The 26112-nt window shown below is 54.2% G+C and carries 20 protein-coding genes and 1 pseudogene; 15 read left to right on the top strand and 6 right to left on the bottom strand.

The genetic code is table 11. The features are described 5' to 3' along the window. Positions 1-222: 222 nt before the first annotated feature. The 6 genes and pseudogenes from DW178_RS11720 to nrdG form a co-directional block, all read left to right on the top strand. A pseudogene (locus DW178_RS11720) lies at positions 223-528 on the top strand (helix-turn-helix domain-containing protein); the annotation flags it as partial. Then, on the top strand, positions 456-1721 hold the full coding sequence (gene istA, locus DW178_RS08750; RefSeq protein WP_286168621.1) for an IS21 family transposase: 1266 nt from the start codon (positions 456-458) through the stop codon (positions 1719-1721). The pseudogene DW178_RS11720 and the gene istA, both read left to right, overlap by 73 nt. Before the next feature lie 47 nt (positions 1722-1768). Further along, positions 1769-2479, top strand: a complete 711-nt coding sequence (istB, locus tag DW178_RS08745) for an IS21-like element helper ATPase IstB (protein ID WP_118350614.1) — start codon at positions 1769-1771, stop codon at positions 2477-2479. 152 nt (positions 2480-2631) lie between these two features. Further along, complete coding sequence (locus tag DW178_RS08740; RefSeq protein WP_118350606.1) at positions 2632-3912, top strand: O-acetylhomoserine aminocarboxypropyltransferase/cysteine synthase family protein; 1281 nt, start codon at positions 2632-2634, stop codon at positions 3910-3912. A gap of 674 nt (positions 3913-4586) precedes the next feature. Next, on the top strand, positions 4587-5171 hold the full coding sequence (locus DW178_RS08735; RefSeq protein ID WP_147363851.1) for an NAD(P)H-dependent oxidoreductase: 585 nt from the start codon (positions 4587-4589) through the stop codon (positions 5169-5171). A gap of 422 nt (positions 5172-5593) precedes the next feature. Then, positions 5594-6172, top strand: a complete 579-nt coding sequence (gene nrdG, locus DW178_RS08730) for an anaerobic ribonucleoside-triphosphate reductase activating protein (protein WP_118350602.1) — start codon at positions 5594-5596, stop codon at positions 6170-6172. A gap of 5 nt (positions 6173-6177) precedes the next feature. On the opposite strand, the gene DW178_RS08725 is transcribed toward nrdG, so the two are convergent. Together DW178_RS08725 and DW178_RS08720 are read right to left on the bottom strand one after the other, a co-directional pair. Then, positions 6178-6402, bottom strand: coding sequence for a hypothetical protein (locus DW178_RS08725; protein ID WP_118350600.1), 225 nt, complete (start codon positions 6400-6402; stop codon positions 6178-6180). A 103-nt stretch (positions 6403-6505) separates the two neighbouring features. After that, positions 6506-8236, bottom strand: a complete 1731-nt coding sequence (locus DW178_RS08720) for a DUF6020 family protein (RefSeq protein ID WP_118350598.1) — start codon at positions 8234-8236, stop codon at positions 6506-6508. A 530-nt stretch (positions 8237-8766) separates the two neighbouring features. Here DW178_RS08720 and DW178_RS08715 point away from each other — a divergent pair. After that, positions 8767-10803, top strand: a complete 2037-nt coding sequence (locus DW178_RS08715; protein ID WP_286168620.1) for a glycosyltransferase — start codon at positions 8767-8769, stop codon at positions 10801-10803. Positions 10804-10957: 154 nt separating this feature from the next. Here the strand turns inward: DW178_RS08715 and DW178_RS08710 are convergent, their stop codons facing one another. After that, positions 10958-12079, bottom strand: coding sequence for a glycosyltransferase family 2 protein (locus DW178_RS08710; protein WP_118350596.1), 1122 nt, complete (start codon positions 12077-12079; stop codon positions 10958-10960). Between the two features lie 210 nt (positions 12080-12289). Here DW178_RS08710 and DW178_RS08705 point away from each other — a divergent pair, with 210 nt between their 5' ends. From DW178_RS08705 to DW178_RS08690, 4 genes are read left to right on the top strand one after another with little or no spacing between them, the layout of a single operon-like run. Next, the gene (locus DW178_RS08705; protein ID WP_118350610.1) at positions 12290-13066 is read left to right on the top strand and encodes an ABC transporter permease; all 777 of its coding nucleotides are present in this window, start codon (positions 12290-12292) and stop codon (positions 13064-13066) included. Positions 13067-13078: 12 nt separating this feature from the next. Further along, positions 13079-14917, top strand: a complete 1839-nt coding sequence (locus tag DW178_RS08700) for an ABC transporter ATP-binding protein (protein ID WP_118350595.1) — start codon at positions 13079-13081, stop codon at positions 14915-14917. A gap of 41 nt (positions 14918-14958) precedes the next feature. After that, positions 14959-17370 (top strand): glycosyltransferase family 2 protein, encoded by a 2412-nt coding sequence (locus DW178_RS08695; protein ID WP_118350594.1) that lies wholly within the window; start codon positions 14959-14961, stop codon positions 17368-17370. Positions 17371-17411: 41 nt separating this feature from the next. Next, positions 17412-18974 carry a DUF2142 domain-containing protein gene (locus DW178_RS08690; RefSeq protein WP_118350593.1) on the top strand — a complete coding sequence of 521 codons (1563 nt, stop codon included), beginning with the start codon at positions 17412-17414 and terminating at the stop codon, positions 18972-18974. 67 nt (positions 18975-19041) lie between these two features. Here the strand turns inward: DW178_RS08690 and DW178_RS08685 are convergent, their stop codons facing one another. From DW178_RS08685 to DW178_RS08675, 3 genes are read right to left on the bottom strand one after another with little or no spacing between them, the layout of a single operon-like run. Then, positions 19042-20193 (bottom strand): glycosyltransferase family 4 protein, encoded by a 1152-nt coding sequence (locus DW178_RS08685; protein ID WP_118350592.1) that lies wholly within the window; start codon positions 20191-20193, stop codon positions 19042-19044. An 18-nt stretch (positions 20194-20211) separates the two neighbouring features. After that, entirely contained in the window at positions 20212-20577 is a 366-nt protein-coding gene (locus DW178_RS08680) for a DUF2304 domain-containing protein (RefSeq protein ID WP_118350591.1), read from the bottom strand. A gap of 8 nt (positions 20578-20585) precedes the next feature. Further along, entirely contained in the window at positions 20586-21314 is a 729-nt protein-coding gene (locus tag DW178_RS08675; protein ID WP_118350608.1) for a glycosyltransferase family 2 protein, read from the bottom strand. 312 nt (positions 21315-21626) lie between these two features. Between DW178_RS08675 and rfbA the strand changes: the two genes are divergently transcribed. The 4 genes from rfbA to DW178_RS08655 all read left to right on the top strand — a co-directional run bounded on the left by rfbA (position 21627) and on the right by DW178_RS08655 (position 26110). Then, positions 21627-22523 (top strand): glucose-1-phosphate thymidylyltransferase RfbA, encoded by an 897-nt coding sequence (gene rfbA / locus DW178_RS08670; protein ID WP_118350590.1) that lies wholly within the window; start codon positions 21627-21629, stop codon positions 22521-22523. 149 nt (positions 22524-22672) lie between these two features. Further along, entirely contained in the window at positions 22673-23692 is a 1020-nt protein-coding gene (rfbB, locus tag DW178_RS08665) for a dTDP-glucose 4,6-dehydratase (RefSeq protein WP_118350589.1), read from the top strand. Positions 23693-23701: 9 nt separating this feature from the next. After that, positions 23702-25180, top strand: a complete 1479-nt coding sequence (locus DW178_RS08660; RefSeq protein ID WP_118350588.1) for a sugar nucleotide-binding protein — start codon at positions 23702-23704, stop codon at positions 25178-25180. A gap of 93 nt (positions 25181-25273) precedes the next feature. After that, positions 25274-26110, top strand: coding sequence for a LicD family protein (locus DW178_RS08655; RefSeq protein WP_118350587.1), 837 nt, complete (start codon positions 25274-25276; stop codon positions 26108-26110). The last annotated feature ends 2 nt before the right edge of the window (positions 26111-26112 follow it).

Below are 26112 nucleotides of genomic sequence, written 5' to 3'. Positions count from 1 at the left end.
GCGAGGGGACGATCCCCTCGCAGGCCCTTTCCGCGTTTAGGGTGCTGGCGCCTTGCACAGTGGCATCCTTTAATCGGGTAGTCGCGGTTGTTTGCTTGGTGAGGATGTCGCTCGATTTTATATATGTGTGTAGTCAAATAAGCGTCGACACTTTCGGCAGCAGGTTTTCGACGCTAAACGCAAAGACATGCCGACCGCCTTCGAAGGTGCCTAATCTGATAGATGCTTCGGTTTCTACTCAGAAAGACAGGAAAGGCGATGATCAACATGTCCACCGTCAATTCTATACGCCAGCATCGCCGCGACGGGTTCAGCATCTCGGATATCGCCAAGATGAACGGCGTATCGCGCGACACCGTCTACAAGTACCTCGCCCAAGACGACTTCTCCCCGAGGCCGTCCGCGAGGAGGAGCGCCCCGAGCAAGCTCGACCCGTACAAGCCCGTCATCCGCCAATGGCTCGAGGACGACGCCCGGAACTGGCGCAAGCGGCGCCACACCGCCAGGCGCATATGGCGCAGGCTGGTCGACGAGCACGGCGCCGACGTCAGCGAGTCCACCGTCGGCCGCTACGTCGCCGAGCTGAGGAGGCGGGACCGCACCAGGGCGAGCGGTTCCTCGACCTGGTGCGGGAGCCCGGCCAGGCCCAGGCCGACTTCGGCGAGGCCGATTTCTACGTTTCCGGCGTCCGCACCCGCCTAAGCTTCTTCGTGCTGTCCTTCCCATACTCCAACGTCGGCCTCGCCCAGGTGTTCCCCGGCGAGAACGCCGAGTGCGTGTGCCAGGCGCTCAAGCAGATATTCGAGCACGTCGGCGGCGTGCCCACCAGGATCGTCTTCGACAACGCCGCCGGCGTGGGCCGCAGGGTATGCGGCGGCGTGCGCACCGCCGAGCTGTTCGGCAGGTTCGCGGCCCACTACGGCTTCGCCTACTCGTTCTGCAACCCGAACTCCGGCCACGAGAAGGGGTCGGTGGAGAACAAGGTGGGCTTCGTCAGGCGCAACCTGCTGGTCCCCACGCCCCAGCTGACCAACGCCGAGGTGTTCAACAGGAACCTGCTGGCGAGGTGCATGGAGCCGGCGCGCAAGCCCCGCTGGATCAAGGGGGAGCCCGAGGAGCAGCTGTTCGTCGAGGACCGGTTCGCCATGCTGGGCCTGCCCTCCAAGCCCTTCGAGGCCGTCCGCTACCTCAGGCCGGTCGCCGACAAGAAGGGCAAGGCGAAGGTCGACGGCCCGCACTTCTACTCGACGAGCCCCGCCTTCGCCGGGCAGGAGATGCTCGTCGCGCTCGGCGCCACGAGCATCCGCGTGTTCGACGTCGACGGCGCCTTCGTGTGCGCCCATGCCCGCGCCTACGGCGGCGCGTCCACGGATTCCACGGACCCCGCGTCCCGGCTCCACCTGCCGTGCCAGAAGCCGGGCGGATGGGCGAACTCCCGGGTGAGGGCGTCGATGTCGGACGGGCTGAGGGGTTATATGGACTCCCTGGGCAGGGACGAGCTGAAGGCCGAGCTGCGCCTGATGCGCGACGAGGCCGCGAGGACCGGGTGGTCGGCGACGCCGCAGGCCGTCGAGCTCGCGCACGCGGCGACGAGCCGCGTCGACCGCGCCAGCGTGGCCGTCAGCGCCGCCCGCATCGCTTCCGGGGAGGGCGCCATAGCCTACGACGAGCCCATCGACCTCGCCGAGTACGACGTCGTCTTCGGCGGGAAGGGGGCGTAGCCGTGGCGTACATCAAGCAGGACGACGCGGCCGCGGTCAGGGCGCTCATGAGGTCGATGTACTTCTCGAACGGCACCATCGACGGGCTCCTTGCGACGGCCACCGCCGGCCAGGCCTCCGCCGTGCGCGGGCCGATCGCCTCGGAGCTGGAGCTGCGCGACAGGAGGAAGAGAGAGCGCCTGGTCAGGAAGGCGAGGTTCCCGCAGGTGAAGTCGTTCGAGGGCTACGACTTCTCCCAGGTGGCCCTGCCGGAGGGCTACGGGGTCGACGACCTGAGGTCGCTGGGGTTCGTCGAACGTGCGGAGGACCTCGTCTTCCGCGGCCAGACCGGCCGCGGCAAGACCCACCTCGCCATCGCCATGGGGATGGCGTGCGCGCAGGCGGGAAAGGAGGCGAGGCTCTTCACCGCCGCCGAGCTGGTGCTCATGCTGGCGAAGGCGAGCGGGGAGAGCTGCCTGGAGCCCCTGCTGAAGGACATCGCGAGGGCGAGGCTCGTCATCGTCGACGAGCTCGGCTACGTTCCGCTCGACCGGGAGGGGGCGAGGCTGCTGTTCCAGGTGCTGGGCGATTGCTACGAGAAGCGGAGCCCGGTGATCACCACCAACGTCGAGTTCTCCAAATGGGGCGTCGTGTTCGGCGACGACAAGCTCGCCTCCGCGCTCATCGACCGCATCATGCACCACGGCAGGCTCGTCGAGTTCAACGGGACGAGCAAGAGGATGGAGCATGCGCTCATGCTCGGGAGGGCCGCCGACTAGGCGGCACGGACACGGCGGTCGGCAGCTTTGCAGACTGCGTCGAAACCAGGACGCAGAATTTGTCGACAAGAACTTGACGAAACACAAGGCATACTAATTGTTTGGCAACACAATCATGTTTCGGTGTTGCTTTGTTTAGATGAGGAGTTGCTATGACCGAGCATATGGGCACTACGTGTGTGCAGGGTGGTTATCGTCCGGGCGATGCGGAGCCGCGTCAGATTCCGATTTATCAGTCCACTACGTGGAAGTACGATACTTCGGAGCATATGGGTAAGCTGTTTGACCTGGAGGAATCTGGCTACTTCTATACTCGTTTGCAAAATCCGACCAATGATTATGTTGCTGCGAAGATTTACGAGATGGAGGGCGGCACTGCTGCAATGTTGACTAGCTCCGGTCAGGCTGCCAACTTCTTTGCTGTATTCAACATTGCCGGTGCTGGCGATCATGTTGTTGCTTCCAGTGCTATTTATGGTGGCACCTATAATCTTCTTGCTCATACTATGCACCGTATGGGTCTTGAGTGCACGTTTGTGAGTCCTGATTGCTCTGATGAGGAGCTTGAGGCTGCTTTCCGCCCGAATACTAAGTGCGTGTTTGGTGAGACGATTGCGAACCCCGCGCTGGCCGTTCTGGATATCGAGCGTTTTGCGAAGGCGGCGCATGCTCATGGCGTGCCGCTGATTGTGGACAACACGTTCCCGACGCCGGTGAACTGCAACCCGATTAAATGGGGTGCGAACATCGTTACGCATTCCACCACTAAGTATATGGATGGTCACGGTGCGTGCGTGGGCGGCTGCATTGTTGATGCAGGCACGTTTGACTGGATGGCGCATGCTGACAAGTTCCCCGGGCTCACGACTCCGGATGAGAGTTACCACGGGGTTGTGTATGCAGAGAAGTTTGGGCAGGGCGGTGCGTTCATCACGAAGTGCACCTCGCAGCTTATGCGTGACCTCGGCTCGATTCAGAGCCCTCAGCATGCGTTCATTTTGAATCTTGGGTTGGAAAGCCTTCATGTTCGCATGCCTCAGCATTGCAAGAATGGCCAGGCTGCCGCTGAATTCCTGCAGGCGCATCCGAAGATCAGCTTTGTTAGGTTCCCGGGTTTGGCGGGCGATCCGTACTATGAGTTGGCTCAAAAGTATATGCCCAATGGTACGTGCGGCGTGGTGTCCTTTGGTTTTGAGGGTGGTCGCGTTGTGGCTGAGCAGTTCATGAAGAGTCTGAAGTTGGCTCAGATTGCCACGCATGTCGCCGATGCTCGCACATGTGTGCTGCATCCGGCTAATGCTACGCATCGCCAGATGAATGACGAGGAGTTGGTGGCTTGCGGCATCTCTCCGGATATGGTGCGTTTGAGCTGCGGCATCGAGTCTACCGAGGACTTGCTGGCCGATTTGGAGCAGGCGCTCGCAACGGTGTAAGGCGGTTTTAAGGTGTCAGCTTGCGGGGGTTTGTGCCGTAATGCTGCGTTAATTGCTTGACTTGTGTCAGTGGGCAGTTGTTTAAGGGTTTCGTAGCTTTGCGTGATTGCTGTATTGGCAATGTCGTTGTTGATGTCGTTTGCAGCTTTCCCGCTTGCGCTCGATTCTCTTGCTTTGCGTTAAAGGGCGTTTTGTTCGAGCTCTTGTAGTCGCGAATTTGCGCCGCTATCGTTTCGTAGGCTTTCCCGCTTGTTCTTGCAATGGCTCAATATGCTTGTATATTTTGAAGGCGGTCTGCCGGTACTGTCCGGCAGACCGCCTTTTGCATAGGTTGGAGCGTTCTGGAATACTGCATGTGGTGCGTATCGGGAAGCCACAGTTTGCGAAATATTCCAAGAGGGATGTTAGTAATGGCTTTCGGCTTAGATCCATGCTTGCTGGCTTTATCGGCTTGTAGAATCAACGGCGGGGCCAATTGATGGCTCGGGGAAAGCACAGCTGCAGCGTGGTTTATGGTGATGTTATTCGCGGTACCGGCGATTTGATTCGGGATGCGAGATGGGTTGATTTCTTCCTGAGCTTGTTTCTGGTGTTTTGCCATGCGGTTTGAGTTGAGCCGTGGTACCGTTGGCAGGATAGTTGAATTTGAGCATGAATAGAGATTGGTGAGCCTGATGAAGAAGTTGCTGTATATCGATAGTTGTGTACTGCGTGAGACTTCGCGTACGAAGCGGATTGCTGATGCTCTGGTCGAGCATTTGCTGTCCACTGGCGAGTACGTTCTTGAGCAGCTTGTACTTGAAGATCTTGGTCTTCTTCCGCTGACGTCGAAGACGCTGGCGCGTCGCAATGAGTTGCGGTATGCGGAGCAGTATGACGACGCCATGTTTGACTTAGCTCATCAGTTTGCCGAGGCGGATGAGATTGTCATTGCCGCGCCGTTTTGGGAGGGTGCTTACCCGGCGTTGCTGAAGGTGTATTTCGAGCACATTAGCGTGGTGGGCATTGTGAACCGCTATACCGATCATGGCCCTGTTGGCATGTGTCGGGCTAGCGAACTGCATTATGTTACTACGCGTGGTGGTTTTGCGACCGATGAGCAGGACCTGGGCTGGCAGAACGTGAAGGGTTTGGCGAAGGTCTACGGCATCGAGCATGCTGACTGCATTAGCGTGAATGCCACCGACGTACCTACGACTGATGTTGATGAAGCAGTAGCCGCTGCGATTACCAGTATTCCTGCGCTTGTTGGGGAGTAGGATTGGCCTGAGCTCGGTTGGAAGCTGCTATCGGGCAGGCTTGGGATATCTCTCAGTGCGTTCGTTTGAGCATTGGGTGGTCTCATACGTGCTGTCTTTGCGTGGCGGGGTCATTTGAGTGCGCGAATTGCGCTGTGGCTCTTCTGGAGCATTTGCCCAGGTTGCGGTGTGAGCGTTGATATGCCGCTATCCAGACTCTTTTTTCTGCTGAGATTGTGCTTCTCTGTGGCTACATGATGTTGTCGCCGATGGATTTGCGGAGTTGGCTGCTATCGAAAGGCATCTATGTTTTAAGCGCAGCACTAAAACCGTTTGCCGGAACGCTGGTGGTACGGGTTGCGCGTAGCGGGGCGAAGAATCATGATGGATGCAACCAACTTGTTGATACCGCTGCTGTGCTATGCGAATGGGGCTGGTGGGATATGAATTACTCTGAGATCAAATATTTCGATATCGCCAACGGCGAGGGCGTGCGCACAAGCCTGTTCGTGTCGGGGTGCCGTCATGGGTGCCCGGGTTGCTTCAACCCCGAGCAGTGGGATTTTACGGCGGGGAAGCCGTTTTCGCCTGAAGTGCAGAATGAGATTCTCGAGAGCCTGGCGCCGGAATATGTTGACGGCTTGAGCCTTTTGGGCGGCGAGCCCATGGAGCCGGAAAATCAGCGCGCCTTGGTCGATTTCGTCGAGCGAGTTCATGAGGCGTATCCTGAGAAGACGATTTGGTGCTACACGGGCGACCTGCTTGAGGATTTACAGAATCCTGAGAGTTCGCGCCACACCGAGGTGACCGATCGTTTGCTGGCGGCTATCGATGTGCTGGTGGATGGCCCGTTTGTGCAGGCGCATCATGATATCACGCTGCGTTTCCGGGGATCCTCGAACCAGCGCATCATCGATCTGCCCAAAACCTTGGCTTCGGGAAAAGTTGCTCCGTGGCGCGACGACCCGCAGTTCGTCAGCCACGTGATGGTGGCCAGCGACACGGAGGAGCCGCAGGAGTAGCTCTTTTATCTTCTTGCCTTTAACGTTGCGAGTGCGTCGGTGGGCGTGAACGTGGCGACAGCCGCGTGCTTGATCAGCTGCTCGTCATTGGTGACAAGAAGCGTCGGGCTTTCCTTTTCCGCAGCGACAAGAGCCAGGTTGTCCTCGAAATCGCCGTGAACGGTGCGCGGCTTTGCGGCACGCCACATATCGGCGCGCACGATGCTCGCTGCAACGTTGCTCTCGCGCATGCGGTTGACTGGGCTTCAGGCGAATTCGTTAGCCACGGCGGCATCGTTTTGCACTAGCGTTCTCTTCTGCTGGCGGATGCGCCCTTTGCATCATCGCCAACCATCAGATGGTATGCGTCTTTGGTGATGCGAATAACTTTGAGAGCCTTGTGCGCTGTTCATTAGAAACCGGTCGCCGTCTTACACCGTCTGTGCAGTACAGCATCACCACGTAAAATGGCAACAAGAATTGCAGGGCGACCGCGTAGCGTTCCCAGTACCAGATCGGGGAGGCGACCAGCAATGTGGCGATGATCGCGGCGGTTGGGACCAGTGAAACGAACCATGCCGATTTCTTGCAGTTGAACAGGGCGATTACCGCGGAGAGGGCGAACCAGGAGAGCCATCCGATGGGAATGAAACCCTGGTCGGTGCACAGCAGGCTATGCACTGCGTCATTGCCGAGCTTGTTTTGTGGATAGATTTCCCATGCTTCGAGACTTGCCGGATCTTGGCTGTTACGCGGTACCCCGGCTGCGATGTTCCTATTGTGCGATAACACCTGCGGTTGATTAATGGACCAATAGCCCACGGTTTGCAGTTCCCACGATTCGAGATACGTTACCGGGTTTTCGATTCCCATGGACAGCCAATGTCGCCAGAAGCCGTCCGACAAGGCCTCTTCGTTGAACTCGGGGTTCCATTTAACGGAATCCACGCATGTTGGCGTGTAAACGGTTTCATAGAGCTCCAGGGGAAGCAGCTCGTTGAGGTAACGCTTGTCTTCGTCCGACATGATTCCACCGGTTGCGGCGACGCGCGCCATTTGGTTGAGCGGGATGCCGACCCCCTCTGCTTTTGCGGCGGGTGTGACGCCCAACGCGGTAAAAACAGGCCCGGTGAGCAGCAGCGCCGCGATCGCCGTTGCCGCACCGATGGCAGCGGGTTTCTTGTATGCGCTCCGGCTTCGCAGCGCCATCGCGGCCAATACGACCGCGAGCAGTATCGCCGCCAAGATCCCGTTGCTTCTGAACAGGCATGCGACCAGGCACGAGAGGGCGAATGCAGGCAGCCAGGCTTTTTCGGTTTGAAGGACGTGCCCCTTCGATGCCGCCAGGTCGAAAATCAGCAACGTCAACATCAACACGGCCGCGGAGAACAACGGGTCCCTCCACATGGCAATGGTGTAAGTTGCGAAATAGGGGGGTATGCCGAAAAACGCTAGCAGGACGAAACGCCATATGCGGCGGCATCCCGTCCGCTGCATCACCCATTGGACGGTCGTCGCGAAGCACAGCGAAAGCACCACCATCTGGATGATGGTGAACAGCGCGCAACCTGCGGAATTCGACAAGCCCAGCATGTGCGCTACGAACAAGCATGCCTTCACGCATAGGGTGAAGGCCAACGGATGGTGATTGCTATAGTCGGAAAAACCCAAGGATTGCGACAGCGACGAGACGGAATCGCCGAATATCAGGCCCGGCCAATATGCCAGAAGATAAGGCAGATAGAGGGCGAACAGAATGACGCTCATAAGCAGGATCGGCTTTCGGTTGAGCCGCGCGACTTCAAGTGAGGGATTTTTGCCTTTGTAGGCTTCCGATGTCGGGAACAGCAAGGCTAGCGCCAGCGTACCGATAGTGAAGCACAGAATGAATACGAATGCGAACAGGGCTAGGTCGCCGTATCCGTAGGGGCTGATTCGGTTGACTTCCCAGGTGCTGTATTCCCCGCCGTCGATAACGATATGGTCCGACGCGATGACCGACAGCGACAAAACCGCCGAGTAGAGAAATAACATTTCCCAGGTGAGCGGCCTCACGCGTTTCCGAATGGAGCCTATCGAGATCATGCGTCTTTCGTCCTTGCTTTGGTGTGGGCTTTCCCGGTGCGCGGGCCGCGCTTCCGGTTCTTGCTTTTATACTAGTGCAATAATCGGAATCACGCATTGGGGAGTATATGAAGCGAATCTCGTTTTTAGGCTTGTGCCGCGGGTATGGCAAGGCGCATTTCGCGTTTTGCGTAGCCTTTGAGGGGAAACTGGTCGCGCGCGCCTTCGCGAAGGGCGGGTCCGACGTTCCGCGAGAGCTTCGCGTGTTCACCCCAGGCGCGTTTTGCCCTGCAGATACGCGGATAGCCATCGTTTCCGTCCCTATGCTCGCGATGTCCGTGACGGTGGAGCTTTCCTCGCCCGCATCGAACGACAGTGCCAGCGTGAGTTGTCGTGCGGCGTATAATCCGCGGCTTTCCGCCGTCCAATCGAAGTTGTTCTCTCATTCGAATCATGAGCTTGCGGAGCTGATGAGAAGCCTTGACGACCGTCAGGTTCCCGGTGAGCCGTTCGCAAGGTTGACTGGCGTGTACCCATTCGAAGGCAGGAACGTGTGGCGGTTCGTGTGCCGTTTCCCGCGATGCGATGCGCGCGATGCCATTGCCGTGCAGGTGGTGGATGGGCGGATGCAGGCTGTAGATTGCGCTCCTGTGATCATGGAGGATCACGTTGTGCCTGTCTCCGCCGCCAATGGCGCTTTGGAGCGGATCGTGAGTGTTTCGGTGCCGCTGGATGCTTCCATCGAGCATGCTTGCGTGACGTTTGCGCCACAGGGTGCGCCGGAAGCAGGTGCTTTTGCTTGCGGGTATCCCAGCGATGTGCGGGCCGCGCGGGGCTATAGCACCTGGCTTGCCTCGGGGGTGTGCGCGTCGAAGAACTATCGTCTGTGGTCGGCGGCACATCGCGCGACGGGCGCTGAGCTTTCCCTGCAACGTTCCACGCTTGGCGCGTTGCCGCATCCGCTGATCAGCATTGTTGTGACCGTGTTCAACCCGCCGCTTAACTTTTTGCGGGATTGTGTGGAATCGGTTAAGGCGCAATCCTACGATAATTGGCAGCTTGTGCTGATGAACGCCAGCGGGGAAAACGAGGAGGTCGAGAGTTATTTGGCTTCGTTGGATGACGCTCGCATTGTTATACAGGCGATTGCGAACCGCGATATCGCAACGAACACGAACAAGGGCATCGAGCTGGCCGAAGGCGACTACGTGGCGTTTCTCGATCATGATGACGTGCTCGAGCCCGACGCGCTGTTTCGCTATGTTGCCGCATTGTCCGATAACCCTGATATCGATCTTTTCTATTCCGATGAGGACCGCTTGCACGAAGGCGAGCTGCGCAATCCCGCCTTCAAAACCTATCCGAACCTCACCAAGTTGTACGCCTACAACTACGTGACCCATTTCCTGATGGTCAGTCGATATGCCCTTAAGCGCACCGAGCGGTCGCAGCCGGATGTTGCGGGCGCGCAGGACTACGACTTGACGCTGAAATGCTTCGAGGTCGCCCGTCGTATCCATCACGAATCGAGGGTTCTGTACCATTGGCGCGAACATGAGGGCTCGACTGCCGGGGGGACCGACCAAAAGCCCTATGCGCACAAGGCGGGCCAGTTGGCTCTTAAGCGGCATCTGGAAAGAAGAGGTTTGCGGGTGGTCGTGAGCGACGGGGTGCTGCCCTATACCTATGATGCAAGGTTTGCGCTACCCGACGAGAAGCCGCTGGTGAGCGTCGTTATCCCGAGTAAAGACCATGCTGACTTGCTCGAGAGGTGCGTAAGGTCGATTCTGGATCGTTCGACGCATGAAAACCTGGAAGTGATCATCGTCGAGAACAATAGCAGCGAGGCGGAGACGTTCGCACTGTACGAGCGTTTAGCCGCCGACGCGCGCGTTCGCATTGAAACCTGGAGTCCCGACCTCCTTGTCGAGGGTGCTCCTTGCGAAAACGGGTTTAACTATTCGAGTATCGTTAATTTTGGCGCGGCCTGCTCCAAGGGCGATTTCCTTGTGCTGCTGAACAACGACACCGAGGTGATCGAACCTGCCTGGATCGAGCGTATGCTCGGCGATCTGATGCGTCCCGAGGTTGGCGTTGTGGGCGCAAAACTGCTGTTTGAGGATGGTCTGATCCAGCATGCCGGCATGATCGCGAACGGGAATGGCGATTTTGCGCACGTGAACCGAGACCTGCCCGGTGACGCGCTCGGGTATGCGTATTCCGCCGGCATGCCGCAGGAATACTCCATGGTCACCGGTGCGTGCCAGATGGTTTCCCGCAAGCTGTTCGACGAGCTGGGAGGCTACGACGAGCAGCTTGCGGTGGGCTTCAATGATGGTGACTTTTGCCTGCGCGTCGGGGAGGCGGGCAGAGTGGTGGTGTACGAACCGCGCGCCGTTTTGCGCCATCGCGAGTTTTCCTCGCGCGGCCGCGAGTCGACCGACGCGCGCCTGGCGGCAAGGTTGCTGCAAGAGAAAAGCCGCATCATCGCCAAGCACCCGGCGTTTTTCGCTAGCAACGATCCCGCGGTGAATCCAAACCTCAACCAGCTCAGCGACTGGTGGGAGTTGGGGGATTGGCGGGGATAAGGCCGCACGACCGGGAAACGGGGTCCGTTCGCACGGTTGCGACAGTGTTTTTGTGCCGTGATGATGCGCCAGCGCGACGCCGCCGGGTTGCTCGCTCTCCGGGCGGGGCGAGGTTCGGGCCGGTTTCGCGGGTTGCGGGGCCGGTCCATGCGTCCTATTTCCCCAACCGATCTTTGACTTTTGCGAACGGGGAGACCAGCTTTTCGCCAACCTTGAATGTAGTGGAGGTGCGGATTTCCGAGAGTTGCGTTTCCAGGTCGTTCATATGCCTGCGTTCAAGGACGAAATAATGGAAGGCGATTTCCGCGAGGTCCTTTTCGGCTATGCGCATGCAGCATTCGTGTCTGATTGGGACGAATGCTTTTTCGATAGGGAAATTCGTGATGTCCAGACGTGCGAGCCCTTTGCTCTTCATCGCGTCGACGATTGCCGCGAACGATTCGAACGATTTGGCGCGGTAGACGTTCATGGCTACGGCTTCCTCGGCCCAGTTCACGAATGAGTCATGATAGAGCTGCCAGGTCCCGTTGTCCTCCAGCGATGCACGCAGCGCCAGAAATGCCTGGTAGAAGTCAAGGGGGCTTGCATCGGCGGTGTAGAGCGCGCTGTTCTGGTTGTTGCAGCGGTAGAAGTGCAGCGACTCGTCGAGCAGCGAGATCCGTTTGGTCTCCGAAAGCGCGCGGCAGGTGAACAGGATGTCTGCCATGCGCTTGACGTGCTGAAAAACCAGATTGTGCTCGTGGACGAACGATGCGCGGAACAGTTTGTTGTGCACCCAGTTTTGAAACGAGTTGAAAATGCGCTCAGGGTTGTCAGCGGGGGAGAAGACGCGCCTGCTGGCATCGGCCCAGTTGCGAATCCATGAGGTATCGAAGCATTCGGGGCAAGGGCGGCGCTCGCTGGTCTTGTCATCGAGGTACGTGGTGCGGAATATCACGATGTCGGAATCGTCCTGCTCGCCTTGGTGCATGGCGTGCTCGAGCAAGGTCGGCTCCATGATATCGTCGGAGTCCAGGAAGTAGAGCCATTCGCCGCTTGCGAGGGCTCGCCCGTGGTCGCGCGTCGGGCCTTCGCCTGGCTCGGATTCCTTTGCGAGAACGATGCGATGGTCTTGGCGGGCGAGCTCCTTGAGGATTTTGGGAGTGCCGTCGGTAGAGTTGTTGTCAACGCAGATGACCTCGATGTCGCCCATGGTTTGCGCAAGCGCGCTTTGAACGGTATCCGCAAGGTAGCGCTCTGCATTGTAGCAAGGGATGATGATTGATACTTTGGGCATGGGTCCTCCAGTCGGTTGATGCAGTGCTTATGATACTAGATGCTGCATATGCTCATGCGCTACGCATGCTATCAGGCGTTCGTGTCTAATGCGTATTTCAAGGGGAATGCATCACGGCCTCGCAGTTCTGATACTGTATACAGGAATGGCGTCAACGCCGATTCCCTTTTCGAAGGGTTAGTTCAGTACGCGATTAAGGTGGCTACGTCCATGGCTTTGTGCACGAAGCAAGTTAAACGCGATTGGTTTATCCTGCGTTCGCTTGTGTCGAAAGACTTCAAGTTAAAGTATCGCCGTAGTATGCTCGGCGTTCTTTGGTCGGTCCTTAACCCTCTTCTTATGATGATCGTCCTGACGGCTGTGTTCTCTACGGTGTTCCGCTTTAACATCGAGAACTTCCCGTTGTATTTGATCTTGGGTCAGACGTTGTTCACGTTCATGTCTGATGCTACCTCTTCCGCAATGAGCTCGATTATCGATTCGGCTCCGCTTATCAAGAAGATTCGCATTAACAAAGCATTGTTTCCTCTGGAAAAGGTGTCATTTGCGCTGGTGAACTTCATGGTGTCGCTTATCGCTGTTGTAGCGGTTATGCTGTTCTTCAAGGTCGTGCCAACCGTTAACATCCTTTGGCTTCCCTTCCTTTTGCTGACGATTTTCCTATTTAGTCTTGGAATTGGTCTTTTGCTGGCTGCCTTGTCGGTCTTCTTCCGCGATGTTATGCACCTATGGAGCGTGCTGCTAACCGCTTGGACTTACGCTACGCCGCTGTTTTACCCCGTTGAGATTTTGCCGGAATGGGCCGTTCCGATTATGAATGCAAACCCTATGTACTACTATGTGTCGTTCTTCCGTGAGATTGCACTGTACGGCTCAGCGCCAACTCTTGAGCAGATTGCCATTTGCCTTTTTTGCGGTGTCGGTGCCCTTATAGTGGGTTTTGCAGTTTTCAAGAAGCAAGAAAAGAAGTTCATTCTTTACGTTTAGGAGTGGGTGGCTATGCCGGAAAATGTGAACACGAGCGTTCTTTCTTCCGATCAGCTGCCGGCTGAGGAAGAGGATAATCGCCCGGTTATGATCGATGTGGAGCATGTCTCCATGTCGTTTAATATGGCAAGCGAGCAGTTGAATAATCTGAAGGAGTATGCGATTGCCATTGCGCGTGGCAAGCTGTTCTTTGAGGAATTCAAAGCGCTGGACGACGTTTCTTTCAAAGTGCGAAAGGGCGACGTTTTCGGCATCATGGGAACCAACGGCTCAGGCAAGTCGACTATTCTGAAGATAATTGCGGGAGTGCTTGAGCCCTCCAAAGGAAAATGCACGGTCAATGGCAATATCGCCCCGCTGATCGAGCTTGGTGCTGGTTTCGACATGGACCTGTCGGCGCGCGAGAACATTTACCTTAACGGTGCGTTATTGGGCTATTCAAAGGACTTCATCAACGAGCATTTCGATGAGATCGTCGAATTTGCAGAGGTGGAAAAATTCCTGGATATGCCGCTTAAGAACTACTCCTCAGGCATGGTGTCGCGCATCGCGTTTGCCATCGCTACGGTTATCGTCCCTGAAATCCTCGTAGTGGACGAAGTCCTCTCCGTTGGCGACTTTATGTTCCAACGAAAGTGCGAAAACCGTATCACGCAACTTATTGAAGAGCACGGGGTTACCGTTCTGATCGTCTCGCATAGCAATGATCAGATTGCCCGTTTGTGCAACAAAGCTATCTGGATCGAAAAGGGCCATACGCGGTTGATGGGCGATGCCGGATACGTTGCTCGAATTTATGGGGGCTTGGGAGGACGCACCGGCAGCAAAGAATCGGAAGAGTGTGTGCTCGATGCTCTTAAAACTGCATTAGCTAAAGACGATGACGAGTTGAAGAGTCGCTATTCGGTTGTCGAAGGCGAGAATTCTGGGAGCAGAAATAATCGAATGATGCTGCAGTCCTGGAAGGGCCGTGAGGCTTCCTCTGTATGTTTGGTTGGTGATTCGACGCATGCAAATGCTGTTGTTGCAAGTGGGTTTGCTGGTGCCCTAGGGGCCCCAATTGTCGCATGCGGGGGAAATGAGAAGTTATCCGAATCGGCAGAGCATGCATTGCTTGAGCTTCATCCCGATAAGATTTTCGTTTTCAGGTCCGATGGCCCGGAAGATAAGGTTATCGACCAGCTGGAATCTTATTCATGGAAGCCAACAGTTATTTCGTTCGGCGAGGGCGTTACGGCGACTGACCTATCTCAACAAGCATTCGACTATGGTAGGGATTATGGCTTATGGGGCGACGAAGCGTATGTGGTCGATTTCACCGACAATTCCCAATCGCTTTTGCTTTCGCCGATGACGTATGCCAAGCATGCTCCTGTTTTCGTGCTGAATCCATGGCAGGAAGATTGCTCTGCCATCATTGCCTCATTAACATCAGCGAATATTAATCGCATTGCGCTTGTTGGACCCGGAGCATCGAAATTCCAGGACAAATTCGATTCAGCGGGCTTGCGTACCAATCTAATTGCTGCTGGTGGGGGAGATACTTGCTTCGAGGTCTTTAAGATGGTCTTCGACTTCATGCCCTCTATCGGGCGATCGGGTTCTGGAATGGAGTTGATGATTGCCTCTCGCGATTTCGATCAGTGGCCTGAGCTATTAACTGTTGGGTGCTGTGGTGGTGCGAATCATTCCGCGCTAATGATGATGGATAAAACCAACCTTGATAGCGAGGCGGCATGTCTTGACTATCTCGCCTCTCATGCAGGTTCCGTTTCTCGGTTGCTGTTTGTCGGCGGTCGCTTGGGGCTTGGCGCCGAGGAGCAGGCCATGCTTGCTTCTTCTATCGCATAATTAGTTGTTTGATTGCTATTTTTCTATAAGGATTCGATCACATGCATATCTCATTTGGGAAAATATGCCGCGGCGATGGCATTGCTTATATTGAAACGATTGTCCATTGCAGTCAGCAATATGCGCATGCTCGCTTCTTGGCGCGCTCTGAAGACGGGGTCCCGTTGCCAATTGAGTCCTACAGGTATCAAAAAGCGGGAACCTACGTGCTGGCAACGCCTTTGTTGGATACGGATAAAATTATCATTGAGTCTGTGGTGTTTGATGATAAAGGTAACGAGATAGCCAAGACCGAAAAATCTATTAGTCGATTCATGATTAAATGGCTATCGAGGCTTAACTATAGACTTGATTTTAAAACTGTATCGGCATTACGTGACATAGATGATTACACCTACTCGGATCAAATCCATATTCGGTTGACCACGTTTGTTGAATCCTACGAAAAACAGCAGTATATTATCAAAGGCTTCGTTTGTGCTCCTGTCAACGCTAGTGGACTCTCTCTGTCGTTGTTAGATAACAAGGGATGCAAGGTAGACGCAGCGGATATCGTATTCGGCAGGACCTCCTCTACGGTTGCCTTGGGTTTGAAGCGTACCGAGATTGATTTTACCCTTCGTCTTTCCAAGGAATGCATTTCTTATTGTTTGGTAGCAGCTGCGGACAACCTCAGCAGATCCGGCTTCATTTGTTTTGATCAATGCTCTATCGATTTGTTTTCTGATCGATATAACCCGTTGTTCTATCGATGCACTGGTCCAGTTGCCTATGAGAGGAGCGTTGAATCCAGGAAACGCTTTTCTCGGGGTTTAAAGCCAAATGATTTTGTTCGAACGGGTAATACCGCATTTAGCGTTGTTGTCCCGTTGTTCCATACTCCTCTTCGCTTTCTTAACGAGATGATTCAGTCCGTTGAGGATCAGATATATACGAATTGGGAGCTGCTCCTGGTGAATGCAACACCGGAAGACCAATCACTCTGTGCAGCATTGGAAGCGCTTCAAGATTCTCGAATAAAGGTTATAACGCTAGAGGGAAATCTTGGTATCGCCGATAATACCAATATTGGTATTGAGGCTGCTACTGGCGATTATATTGCGCTCTTTGATCATGATGATGTGCTGGATGAACGCGTGCTATATGAATATGCGAAGGCGATTGAAGCCAATCCGCAGATTGATGTTCTTTATTGCGATGAAGATTTTCTTACTGAATCCGGTACGTATGCTTCGCCGCATTTCAAATCAGATTTGAATATTGATTTGTTGAGATGCCATAACTATATTACGCATTTGCTTACTGTGAGATCGGAGCTAGCAAAGAACTTAAAGCTTCGAAAAGAGTTCGATGGTGCTCAAGACTATGATTTCGTGCTAAGGTTAGCAGAGCTTACGGAGCAATTTCACCATGTTCCGGATGTCTTGTATCACTGGAGAATTAGTGATACCTCTACGGCTAAGGATGCTGGAAACAAATCATATGCAACTTTGGCGGGACAGAAAGCGCTTCAGCAGCATTTGAATCGACTGGGGATCCGTGCAACTGCCTGTGAAACCGATAAACCTTGTTTCTATCGAGTTGAGTATGCTGTTTCCGGACAACCTAAGGTGTCCATCGTTATACCAAACAAAGATTGCGCTAAGGTACTCACGCGGTGCGTTGATTCTATCGAAAAGAAGACAACCTACTCGAATTTCAATATTTACATAGTTGAGAACAATAGTACCGAAAGCTCTACTTTTGACTGCTATGAGCGTTTGATGTCCGAATACCCTAACATTAAGTTGCTGAAATGGGAAGAGGAGTTTAACTATTCCGCTATCAATAATTTTGGCGTTGGTCAGGCGGATGGAGATTATATTCTCTTCCTTAACAATGACACAGAGGTTATAGCTGGAGACTGGATTGATTCGATGCTGTCGATCTGCCAAAGGGAAGACGTCGGTGCGGTTGGCGCAAAATTGCTCTATCCCGACAACACTGTTCAGCATGCTGGCGTTTTGATGATAGCATGTCAGAGCGTTAATGATGTCGCTGGCCCAATTCATGTGTTCAACAATATCGATGCAGATGATCCCGGCTACATGCGACGTGCTGTTCTCACGCAGGATGTTTCCGTGGTAACTGCTGCTTGCATGATGGTGGAGAAGCGGTTGTTTGAGGAATTGGGCGGTTTCGATGAGTATTTTGCAGTTGCTTTCAATGATGTTGATTTTTGCCTGAGGGTTCGCGACACCAATCGCCTTGTCGTGTTTACCCCAGATGCGAAGCTCTATCATTACGAATCTATCAGTCGAGGATATGATTCGTCAGGGAATAATATGCGTCGTTTCATAGAGGAACAAGGCAAGCTCAGGACTCGTTGGAGCAAATATTATTGCAGCGGTGATCCGTATTTCGGGACAGCTAGCACGTCGGTTTTCTATGTTCCGAGCTGGTGCAAAATATAGCAAAGCGCGCACTTCTATTCGAATGGATACGGATTTAGATAATGATTAACGCGAGAAGCGAAAAGAAAACTTTTTATATAAAGATAAGCAAGATTGTATTGTCATCAGCGGCAATCTTGCTGATTTACATGTATTACTATGCTAATTGCCATTCGAGGATGTATCTAACCATTTTTGGTTTAATTGCTATTGGTGCTATCACACTCATCGCGTTGGCGCTATTTAAACGTATCACGCTTGAATCAACAAAATTGTTCGCTGCGGTGCTGCTCATTTCTGGTATATTTTTCACTTTTGCGTTTACTCCTGGATCTGTACCAGATGAAACGTTTCATTACTGGTCTTCATACTATTACTCAGATCTCATACTTGGTGGTGAGGTTGATTACGAAAACACCATGCTGGAAATGCGGCAAACTGATGCTGACTTGTATATAGCGAATGAGCTTTCTGCTGATATGTATTCCAAGACGATAGCTTCCTTGGGTGAGGCGTCTGGTAGTCATGAGACTACCATGGTGTTGGTGAGTCCTGGGGCATTAAATTCAGCACAAAATCCGTTCTATATCAAATTGCCTTCAGTACTTGGAATTTGTTTGGGAAGACTGGCTGGTTTTGATGCTGTGGTTACCTTCTATTTAGGGAGGGTATTAAATTTCATTCTGTTCGCTGTCTTGGCTCTTATGGCTATCAGGCTGACTCCCGTCGGCAAAAATGGATTAAAGGTCATTTGCCTTCTTCCTATGACGCTTCATATCTGCGCGTCCTATTCATATGATGCAGGCACTATCGGCCTATCATTTTTGTCGATTGCGCTATTGCTGCGGCTATGGATAAGTGAAAACCAGGCGACTAATAAGCTCCTGGCCTTCATTGTGATACTGCAGATATTGCTCGTTCCCTGTAAACTCGTGTATTGTGCTTCGTTGCTTATTGGATTATTTGCTCCTCGGCGTTGTTTTGCTAGCCGCAAGCAAATGCTTGCTTTCAAAGTTGGTATTTGTGCCGGAGTTGTTTTCCTCTTTGTGCTTACAAAGCTTAATTCGGTTTCGTCTATGGCAACAGGGCCTTCTTCTGGCCTGGATCAACGCGGGGATGAATTTGGCCACTTTTATACGCTTCAAAGTGCATTGGCCGATCCTGTAGCCACTATCGGATTATTTTTGGGATCTATGTTGTTGACAGGGGATTTTTATGTTCAAACGTTAGTTGGGGGCTCTTTGGGCTGGTTTCAGAACACTATCGTAGCGCCAAGCTACATTGTGTTTGCCTATCTCGCGATTTTGTTTCTGGCGTATATTCGATGCGATCCTGATCAGGAAAGATGTGTGGAAGGACGATTGAGAATTCTTTGCCTGATTGTACCTCTGCTGGCTTGGTTAGCAGTAATGGTTTCCATGTATCTCGGTTGGACGTTTGATACGGAACCAGTGATCCTCGGGATTCAAGGGAGATACTTTTTACCAGTTTTACCACTGTTCATGTTAGGGTGTCGGTTTAACTCGCTGTCATTTAAAATCAATAGCGCAAATCTTATGATTGGTTCAATTGTCGTTCTCAATTGCCTTTATATGATGAGAACCTTTTCTATAGTTTTGCAATAGCTCTAACTTGCCAATGTGGTGGCTGGTGAATACGCTAGAAATTTCACCAGCCACCACATGTTCTATATCAGCGAGAGTTTGCCTTTTGGCATGCTTGCAGTACTTTTTCTGCTGTTCTTTGCCACGAGAATTCTGCGCGAACCCTTGCTCCGATGTTTCGCGCTAATATTTTATTTCGTTCGAGATTTTCCTGAATGCTGACGATATCTTCTGCAATCTCGGTGCTTGATTGACTTTGGAGAATAACGCCATATTCTTTACTCGGAATCATTTCCGGCACACCGCCAACGTTGGTGATGATGGGTGTCGTGTAGCATGCTGCCGCTTCGAGAAGCGAGGTCGAGAACCCTTCTGATCTTGTTGGCAGGCAAAAAATGTCACTTGAGATCAATAACGCGGCAATATCTTCAGCCGGTAGTTTTCCAAGAAGTGTAAGGTTTCCAGGGTTATTGTTTTCGAGCATGCTCATCAAAGGGCCATCGCCTGCAAGCGCGAACTTTATATTTGGCCTGTTGCGTAACTGCCTCGCGGCATCTAACAATTCGTTAATGCCCTTTTCGGGAATCAAACGGCCTGTGAATGAGACCAGGAAATCATCATCAGCTAGTTGAAGCTCGTTTCTGAAATCTCGATTTGACGCACTTGCGTAATAGCTGTCAGCGTCAATCGAATTGTTCAAGACACCTTTTCCTTCAATCCCAAATGTTTTGAGCCACTTAACGCTTTCATTTGAAACGCCATAAAAATCAATTGGATGGCGCTTCAGTAAGGCGGTAATCATATGCTCGTGGGCCTTTACAGCAAGGTCGATTATGGGATTTCCCAATGTCAGATATGCAGATCCATGATCAATCACAATTGGCTTTATATTGTGATTTTCGGCATGCTTCACACCGAGAAACGTGTGAGGGTAAAACCTGGTATTGATAACTAAATAGTCGGTCGGTTGAGAATAGATTCGCCTCAGAAGCTTGTCGAAAGTAGCATTTCGCCTTGGAACAGGAAGCCTGCCTCCAATTAGGGGATGGCAGGGTAGGCGGTATACGGTTGCTCCGCTTTCGAGCGTCTCCTCTTCTGCGAGGTTGAATACGTTGTTCGTAACAATGCACGCGTGAACTCCCAAGTGCTCAAGCTGGTTTGCCAGATTATGGGTATACTTCTCGACTCCGCCAATATTCGGTAAGTAATTAGCGGAATATATGAATAACGTTTTGCGCATGCTCTCTCCGAGTAATTACTAACGATTATTTCGCTGCTCTGCTTTAATTGCATCAACTTCTTTGCGAAGCAAAGCTACCTCTTGCACGAGTGTTTTCGAATATGCGGTTTGCTTGCTGGCGATCACGCTCAAAGAAAGGCATATCACTAACAGGCAAATGATTCCGATTATGAAGATAAAGTTAGACGGAAGGGCAATACCGATTGCGTCTGCAAGCCAATATATCGGAGTAGGGAATAAGGCACATAATGTGATGATAACTGCAAGAAACACCCACAGCAGCGAATAACTTAGCAAGAGTCTCTTACTAGAGACCAGGCGAATGATGTATATCAACAGCAGTAATCCCAGTATTGCTAAGATTATGGATGTATGTGTGAGCATTGCCACTCCTATTTTTCTGAGCGCTTTTCTATGCGGCACATCGCAATCGCCAAGCTGACTTTGATCATGTAATACACGCTGCTAAACACTTTAATCGATGAGGTGCCGCCGGCCCGCTCTTTCATTTCTACGGATACTTCGCTCACCGTTAGCCCGTGGTTTAACGATTCAGCTATCGATTCCGGTTCGGGGTAATCGATGGGATAAGTTCGTGAGAACAGCTCCAGTGCGCGTCTTCCGCTCGCTCTGAAACCAGATGTAGGATCGGTGATGTTCTTCTTGTACAGAAGCTTCAACATGAACGATAGCCATTTAATGCCAATTCGGCGCATTGCGGTGGATTGAAAGCCCTCGGTTTGAATTAAGAACCGTGATCCTATAGCCAAATCTGCTCCAGCTTCGATCTCCTTGATAAGCAAAGGTATGTAGCTGATATCATGTTGGCCGTCACCGTCAACCTGAATGTCAACGTCGTAACCGTTCCGAAGGGCATACTTGTGCCCCGCTTGAACCGCTCCGCCAATCCCGAGATTTCGCGGAAGGTCCAGGACGTTCAGGTTGCTCTCCTTGCAAATTCTTAGAGTCGAATCCGTTGAACCGTCGTTCACGATAATGTAATCATAGCCGGCAGATTCGATTTTTTTAGCAACGCTGAGGATGCAGTCTTCTTCGTTATACGCTGGTATGACGAGCAGCGTTTTCAGCTTTGGCGTTGCGCTGCTGTTGCACTTATCCATGAATATCTGCGTACTCCCTTGTAGCTTTAGCATTTTCCCTTGTTGAAGTATGACGCAACTTGCAGCATATTGCGAGTTTAGGCTTGCGTGCACGTTTGGTTTGCTAGGTCTTTTCATAACAAACGCTGAAAACTGGCTGAAAAGGGGGTAGGCTTTTCGTGCGATTGGAGCTTTAATGATTACCTCGCATCTGCGAAACGATAAGATAAGAGTGTTATGGATGATGCTATTCATCCATGGCATTTCTTCGGGTGCCGCCATCGTGTTCGATGGCGGTATTTATGGTGCTGGTTATTGCTGAGGAGGATTTATATGAAGGGTATTATTCTTGCCGGCGGATCTGGCACTCGTTTGTATCCGCTTACGTTAGTCACGAGCAAGCAGTTGCTCCCCATCTATGACAAGCCGATGATCTACTATCCTATGTCAGTGCTTATGATGGCTGGCATTCGTGACATCCTTGTCATTTCCACGCCACAGGACCTGCCGAACTTCGAGCGTCTTTTGGGAGACGGCTCCCAGTTCGGTGTGAAGTTGTCCTACGCTGAGCAGCCTAGCCCTGACGGTCTTGCGCAGGCGTTCATCATCGGTGAGGAGTTCATCGCCGGCGAGCCTTGTGCGCTGGTGCTTGGCGACAACATCTTCTACGGCAACGGGCTGGGGGACCACCTGCGCAGCGCCGTCAAGGCCGCCGAGTCCGGCAAGGGCGCCACGGTGTTCGGCTACCACGTTGACGACCCCGAGCGCTTCGGTGTGGTGGAGTTCGACGAGAACTACAACGCCGTGTCCATTGAGGAGAAGCCCGAGCATCCCAAGAGCAGCTACGCCGTCACCGGCCTGTACTTCTATGACTCGCGCGTCTGCGAGCTCGCCAAGAAGGTTGAGCCCTCTGCGCGCGGCGAGCTGGAGATCACCGACCTCAACCGCATGTACCTGGAGGACGGTACCTTGTCCGTCGTCACTTTGGGACGTGGCTTCGCATGGCTGGACACTGGCACCATGGAGAGCCTCTACGAGGCAGGCGAGTTCGTGCGTGCAGTTGAGCGCAGCCAGGATATCCCTGTTTGCGTGCCCGAGGAGATTGCTTGGGAGAACGATTGGATTGACACTGATCAACTGCGTGAATGTGCGAAGAAATACGGCAAATCGGTTTATGGCCAGCATTTGAAGCGTGTCGCCGAAGGCGAGTTCGTTAATAAGCGTCGTTAAATGTTATCTGAAACGCCCTCGCTTTGTGCGGGGGCGTTTTGCTGTATATGCAGTGCAATTCTGCCAAGCTGCTATGTTGGCTGGTATTCTATTGAAGATTGCAAAGATGTAAATTTCCCAATAGAGGGTTTCTATTCAAGGAGGATGGCGTGGCTGAAACTTTCGAGCCCAAAAACATCATCGTCACGGGCGGCTGCGGCTTCATCGGCAGCAACTTCGTGCACCATGTGGTGCGGGAGCACCCCGAGGTGCACGTGACGGTGCTGGACAAGCTGACCTATGCGGGCAACCGCGAGAACATCGCGGGGCTGCCCGCCGACCGCGTGGAGCTCGTGGTCGGCGACATCTGCGACGCCGAGCTGCTCGAGAGGATCGTCCCCGGCCACGACGCCATCGTCCACTACGCCGCCGAGTCCCACAACGACAACTCCATCGCCGACCCGGAGCCCTTCCTGCGCACCAACGTCGAGGGCACCTTCCGCCTGCTCGAGGCCGTGCGCAAGCACGGCATCCGCTACCACCACGTCTCCACCGACGAGGTCTACGGCGACCTGGCGCTCGACGACCCGGCGCGCTTCACCGAGTCCACGCCCTACAGGCCCAGCTCCCCGTACAGCTCCACCAAGGCGGCCTCCGACATGCTCGTGCGCGCCTGGACCCGCACCTACGGGCTTCGCACCACGATCTCGAACTGCTCGAACAACTACGGCCCCTACCAGCACGTGGAGAAGTTCATCCCGCGCCAGATCACCAACATCATCGACGGCGTGCGCCCCAAGCTCTACGGCAAGGGCGAGAACGTGCGCGACTGGATCCACACCGAGGACCACTCGAGCGCCGTGTGGACCATCCTCACGAAGGGCCGCACGGGCGAGACCTACCTGATCGGCGCCGACGGCGAGCGCAACAACATCACGGTCCTGCGCATGATCCTGGAGATGATGGGCAAGGACCCCGGCGACTTCGACTGGGTGCGCGACCGCCCCGGCCATGACCGCCGCTACGCCATCGACTCCACCAAGCTGCAGACCGAGCTCGGCTGGCGCCCGGCGCACAACGACTTCGCCGAGGGCCTCAGGCAGACCATCGGGTGGTATCGCGACAACGAGGCCTGGTGGCGCCCGGCCAAGGCGGCCACCGAGGCGCGCTACAAGGCGCAGGGCCAGTAAGGGGGCGGCATGTCTGAGTTCGAGTTCGAGAAGCAACTGAAGGCCCAGAACACCAACATCCCCGGGATGCTGGTGTTCGACCTTCCCGTGCACGGCGACAACCGCGGCTGGTTCAAGGAGAACTGGCAGCGCGCCAAGCAGATTGGCATGGGCCTGCCCGATCTGGGCCCCGTGCAGAACAACATCTCCTTCAACGCGGAGCGCGGCGTGACGCGCGGCATCCACGCCGAGCCCTGGGACAAGTACATCTCGGTGGCCACGGGATCGGTCTTCGGCGCGTGGGTGGACCTGCGGCCGGGCAAGAGCTTCGGCGAGGTCTACACGTGCGTCATCGACCCCTCCAAGGCCATCTACGTGCCCCGCGGCGTGGGCAACTCCTTCCAGGCGCTCGAGGACGGCACGGCCTACACGTATCTCGTGAACGCCCACTGGTCGGCCGAGCTCAAGAAGACCTACACGTTCGTCAACCTCGCCGACCCAGAACTCGGCATTGACTGGCCCATCCCGCTCGACGAGTGCGAGCTTTCAGAGGCCGACAAGCACCACCCGATGCTCGAGGACGCGATCCCCATGGCGCCCCGCCGCACGCTCGTCACCGGCGCGAACGGCCAGCTCGGCCGCGCGGTGCGCAAGCTCGCCGAGGAGCGGGGAATCGCCGATTCCTTCGACTTCGGCGACCGCGACGAGTTCGACTTCTCGGACCCCGCCGGCTACTCCAAGGTCGACTGGACGCTCTACGGCGCCGTGATTAACTGCGGCGCCTACACCGCCGTCGACGCTGCCGAGACCCCTGAGGGCAGGAAGGCTGCATGGGCCGCCAACGCCCAGGGCCCGGCGCTGTTGGCGAGAGTCTGCGCCGAGCACGGGATCACGCTTGTGCACGTCTCGAGCGACTACGTGTTCGACGGCACCGTCGAGGAGCACACGGAGGACGAGCCCTTCAGCCCGCTGGGCGTCTACGGCCAGACCAAGGCCGCCGGCGACATCGCCGTTGCCAACTGTCCCAGGCACTACATCGTGCGCTCGAGCTGGGTCATCGGCGATGGCAAGAACTTCGTGAAGACCATGGCGGCGCTCTCCGACCGCTGCGCCGACCCCGGCGACGCGCTGAACCAGGTGACGGTGGTTGACGACCAGTTCGGGCGCCTGACCTTCACCCGCGACATGGCCGAGGGCATCTTCTGGCTGCTCGGCTACCGCGGTGGCGACAAGGAGCCGAGCAGCCCGTGCGAGCCCGGCACGTACAGCCTGACCGGCTCCGCCCGCGTGGCGTCCTGGGCCGAAGTCGCCGCGAAGGTGTTCGAGCTGCGCAACGGCAACGGTGACGCTGTCAAGCCCGTATCGACTTCCGAATACTACGCCAGCGCTAAGAGCCCAATCTCTCCGCGCCCGACGCATTCGGCGTTGACCCTGGACAAGCTGGCGGGAACCGGCTTTATCCCGGCTGATTGGGAAATGCGGATGACGGAGTACGTCAAATCGCTTTAACCTGTGATTGCTGATTTGCTATTGGGCTGCTGCGTTGTGTGGCGTAGCAGCCCAATTGTGTCATGGCTAATAATTGATGGGAAAGTGGGCGCCATGCAATACGACCCGAAGGTGTTGAGGAAGCTCCAGCTTGTTGAGTTGGGCATTTTGAAGGATGTTGATAAGGTTTGTCGAGAGAATGACATTACCTACTTTTTAGACTCAGGTTCGGTTCTTGGTGCCGTTCGCCATGGAGGATTCATTCCATGGGATGATGATATCGACATTGGAATGCCACGCGAGGATTATGATCGGTTTGTGGCTATTGCTCAAGATGAGCTTGGTGATGGGTACCTCGTTTCCAACCCTGAGAACAATCCGTACCAATCGGCTCAATTTACCAAAGTTATGCTGAAGGGAACTCGGTTTGTAAATGATGAAACTGAGGATGCCGGATTTGAGATGGGCGTATTCATCGATGTGCTTCCATATGATGCTTTGAGCTCGAATGCGACGCAAGAGAAAAAGCAAAGGCGTTGCTGCTTTTTGTGGCAAAGTTTGTCTTATCTTCGCTGCTCAGGTCATATCGTCGTTCCTCACCAAGGAGTTCTTGGGTCGATCGAGAAAGTCTTATGCCGATGTGCTCACTATGTTGTTAAGCATATTTTCTCGGCTGAGGCGATTAATGCAAAATTCGATGAGGTAGCTAGAAGTGCGAATACTGATGATCACGCTAAGTGCCTTCTTGTCATGTCGTATGCGCTTTCAAAGGCCTACCCTGAGACAATGATGCTTCCGCCTAAGCCCATCATTTTTGAGGGGGAAGAGTTTTTTGGACCGGCAAACCCGATTGGTTTTCTGGAATCGCTTTATGGCGATACTTGGAACCAGCTTCCTCCTGAGCACTTGAGAAGAAATCATGCGCCAAAGTTGCTAGAGTTTGAATCTTAGTT

Source organism: Eggerthella sp. AM16-19, assembly GCF_003474385.1.
In the GTDB taxonomy this organism is placed as follows: Bacteria; Actinomycetota; Coriobacteriia; order Coriobacteriales; family Eggerthellaceae; genus Senegalimassilia.
The sequence above is the reverse complement of the archived record's forward strand: the minus strand, read 5'-3'. Positions and strand labels throughout refer to the sequence as shown.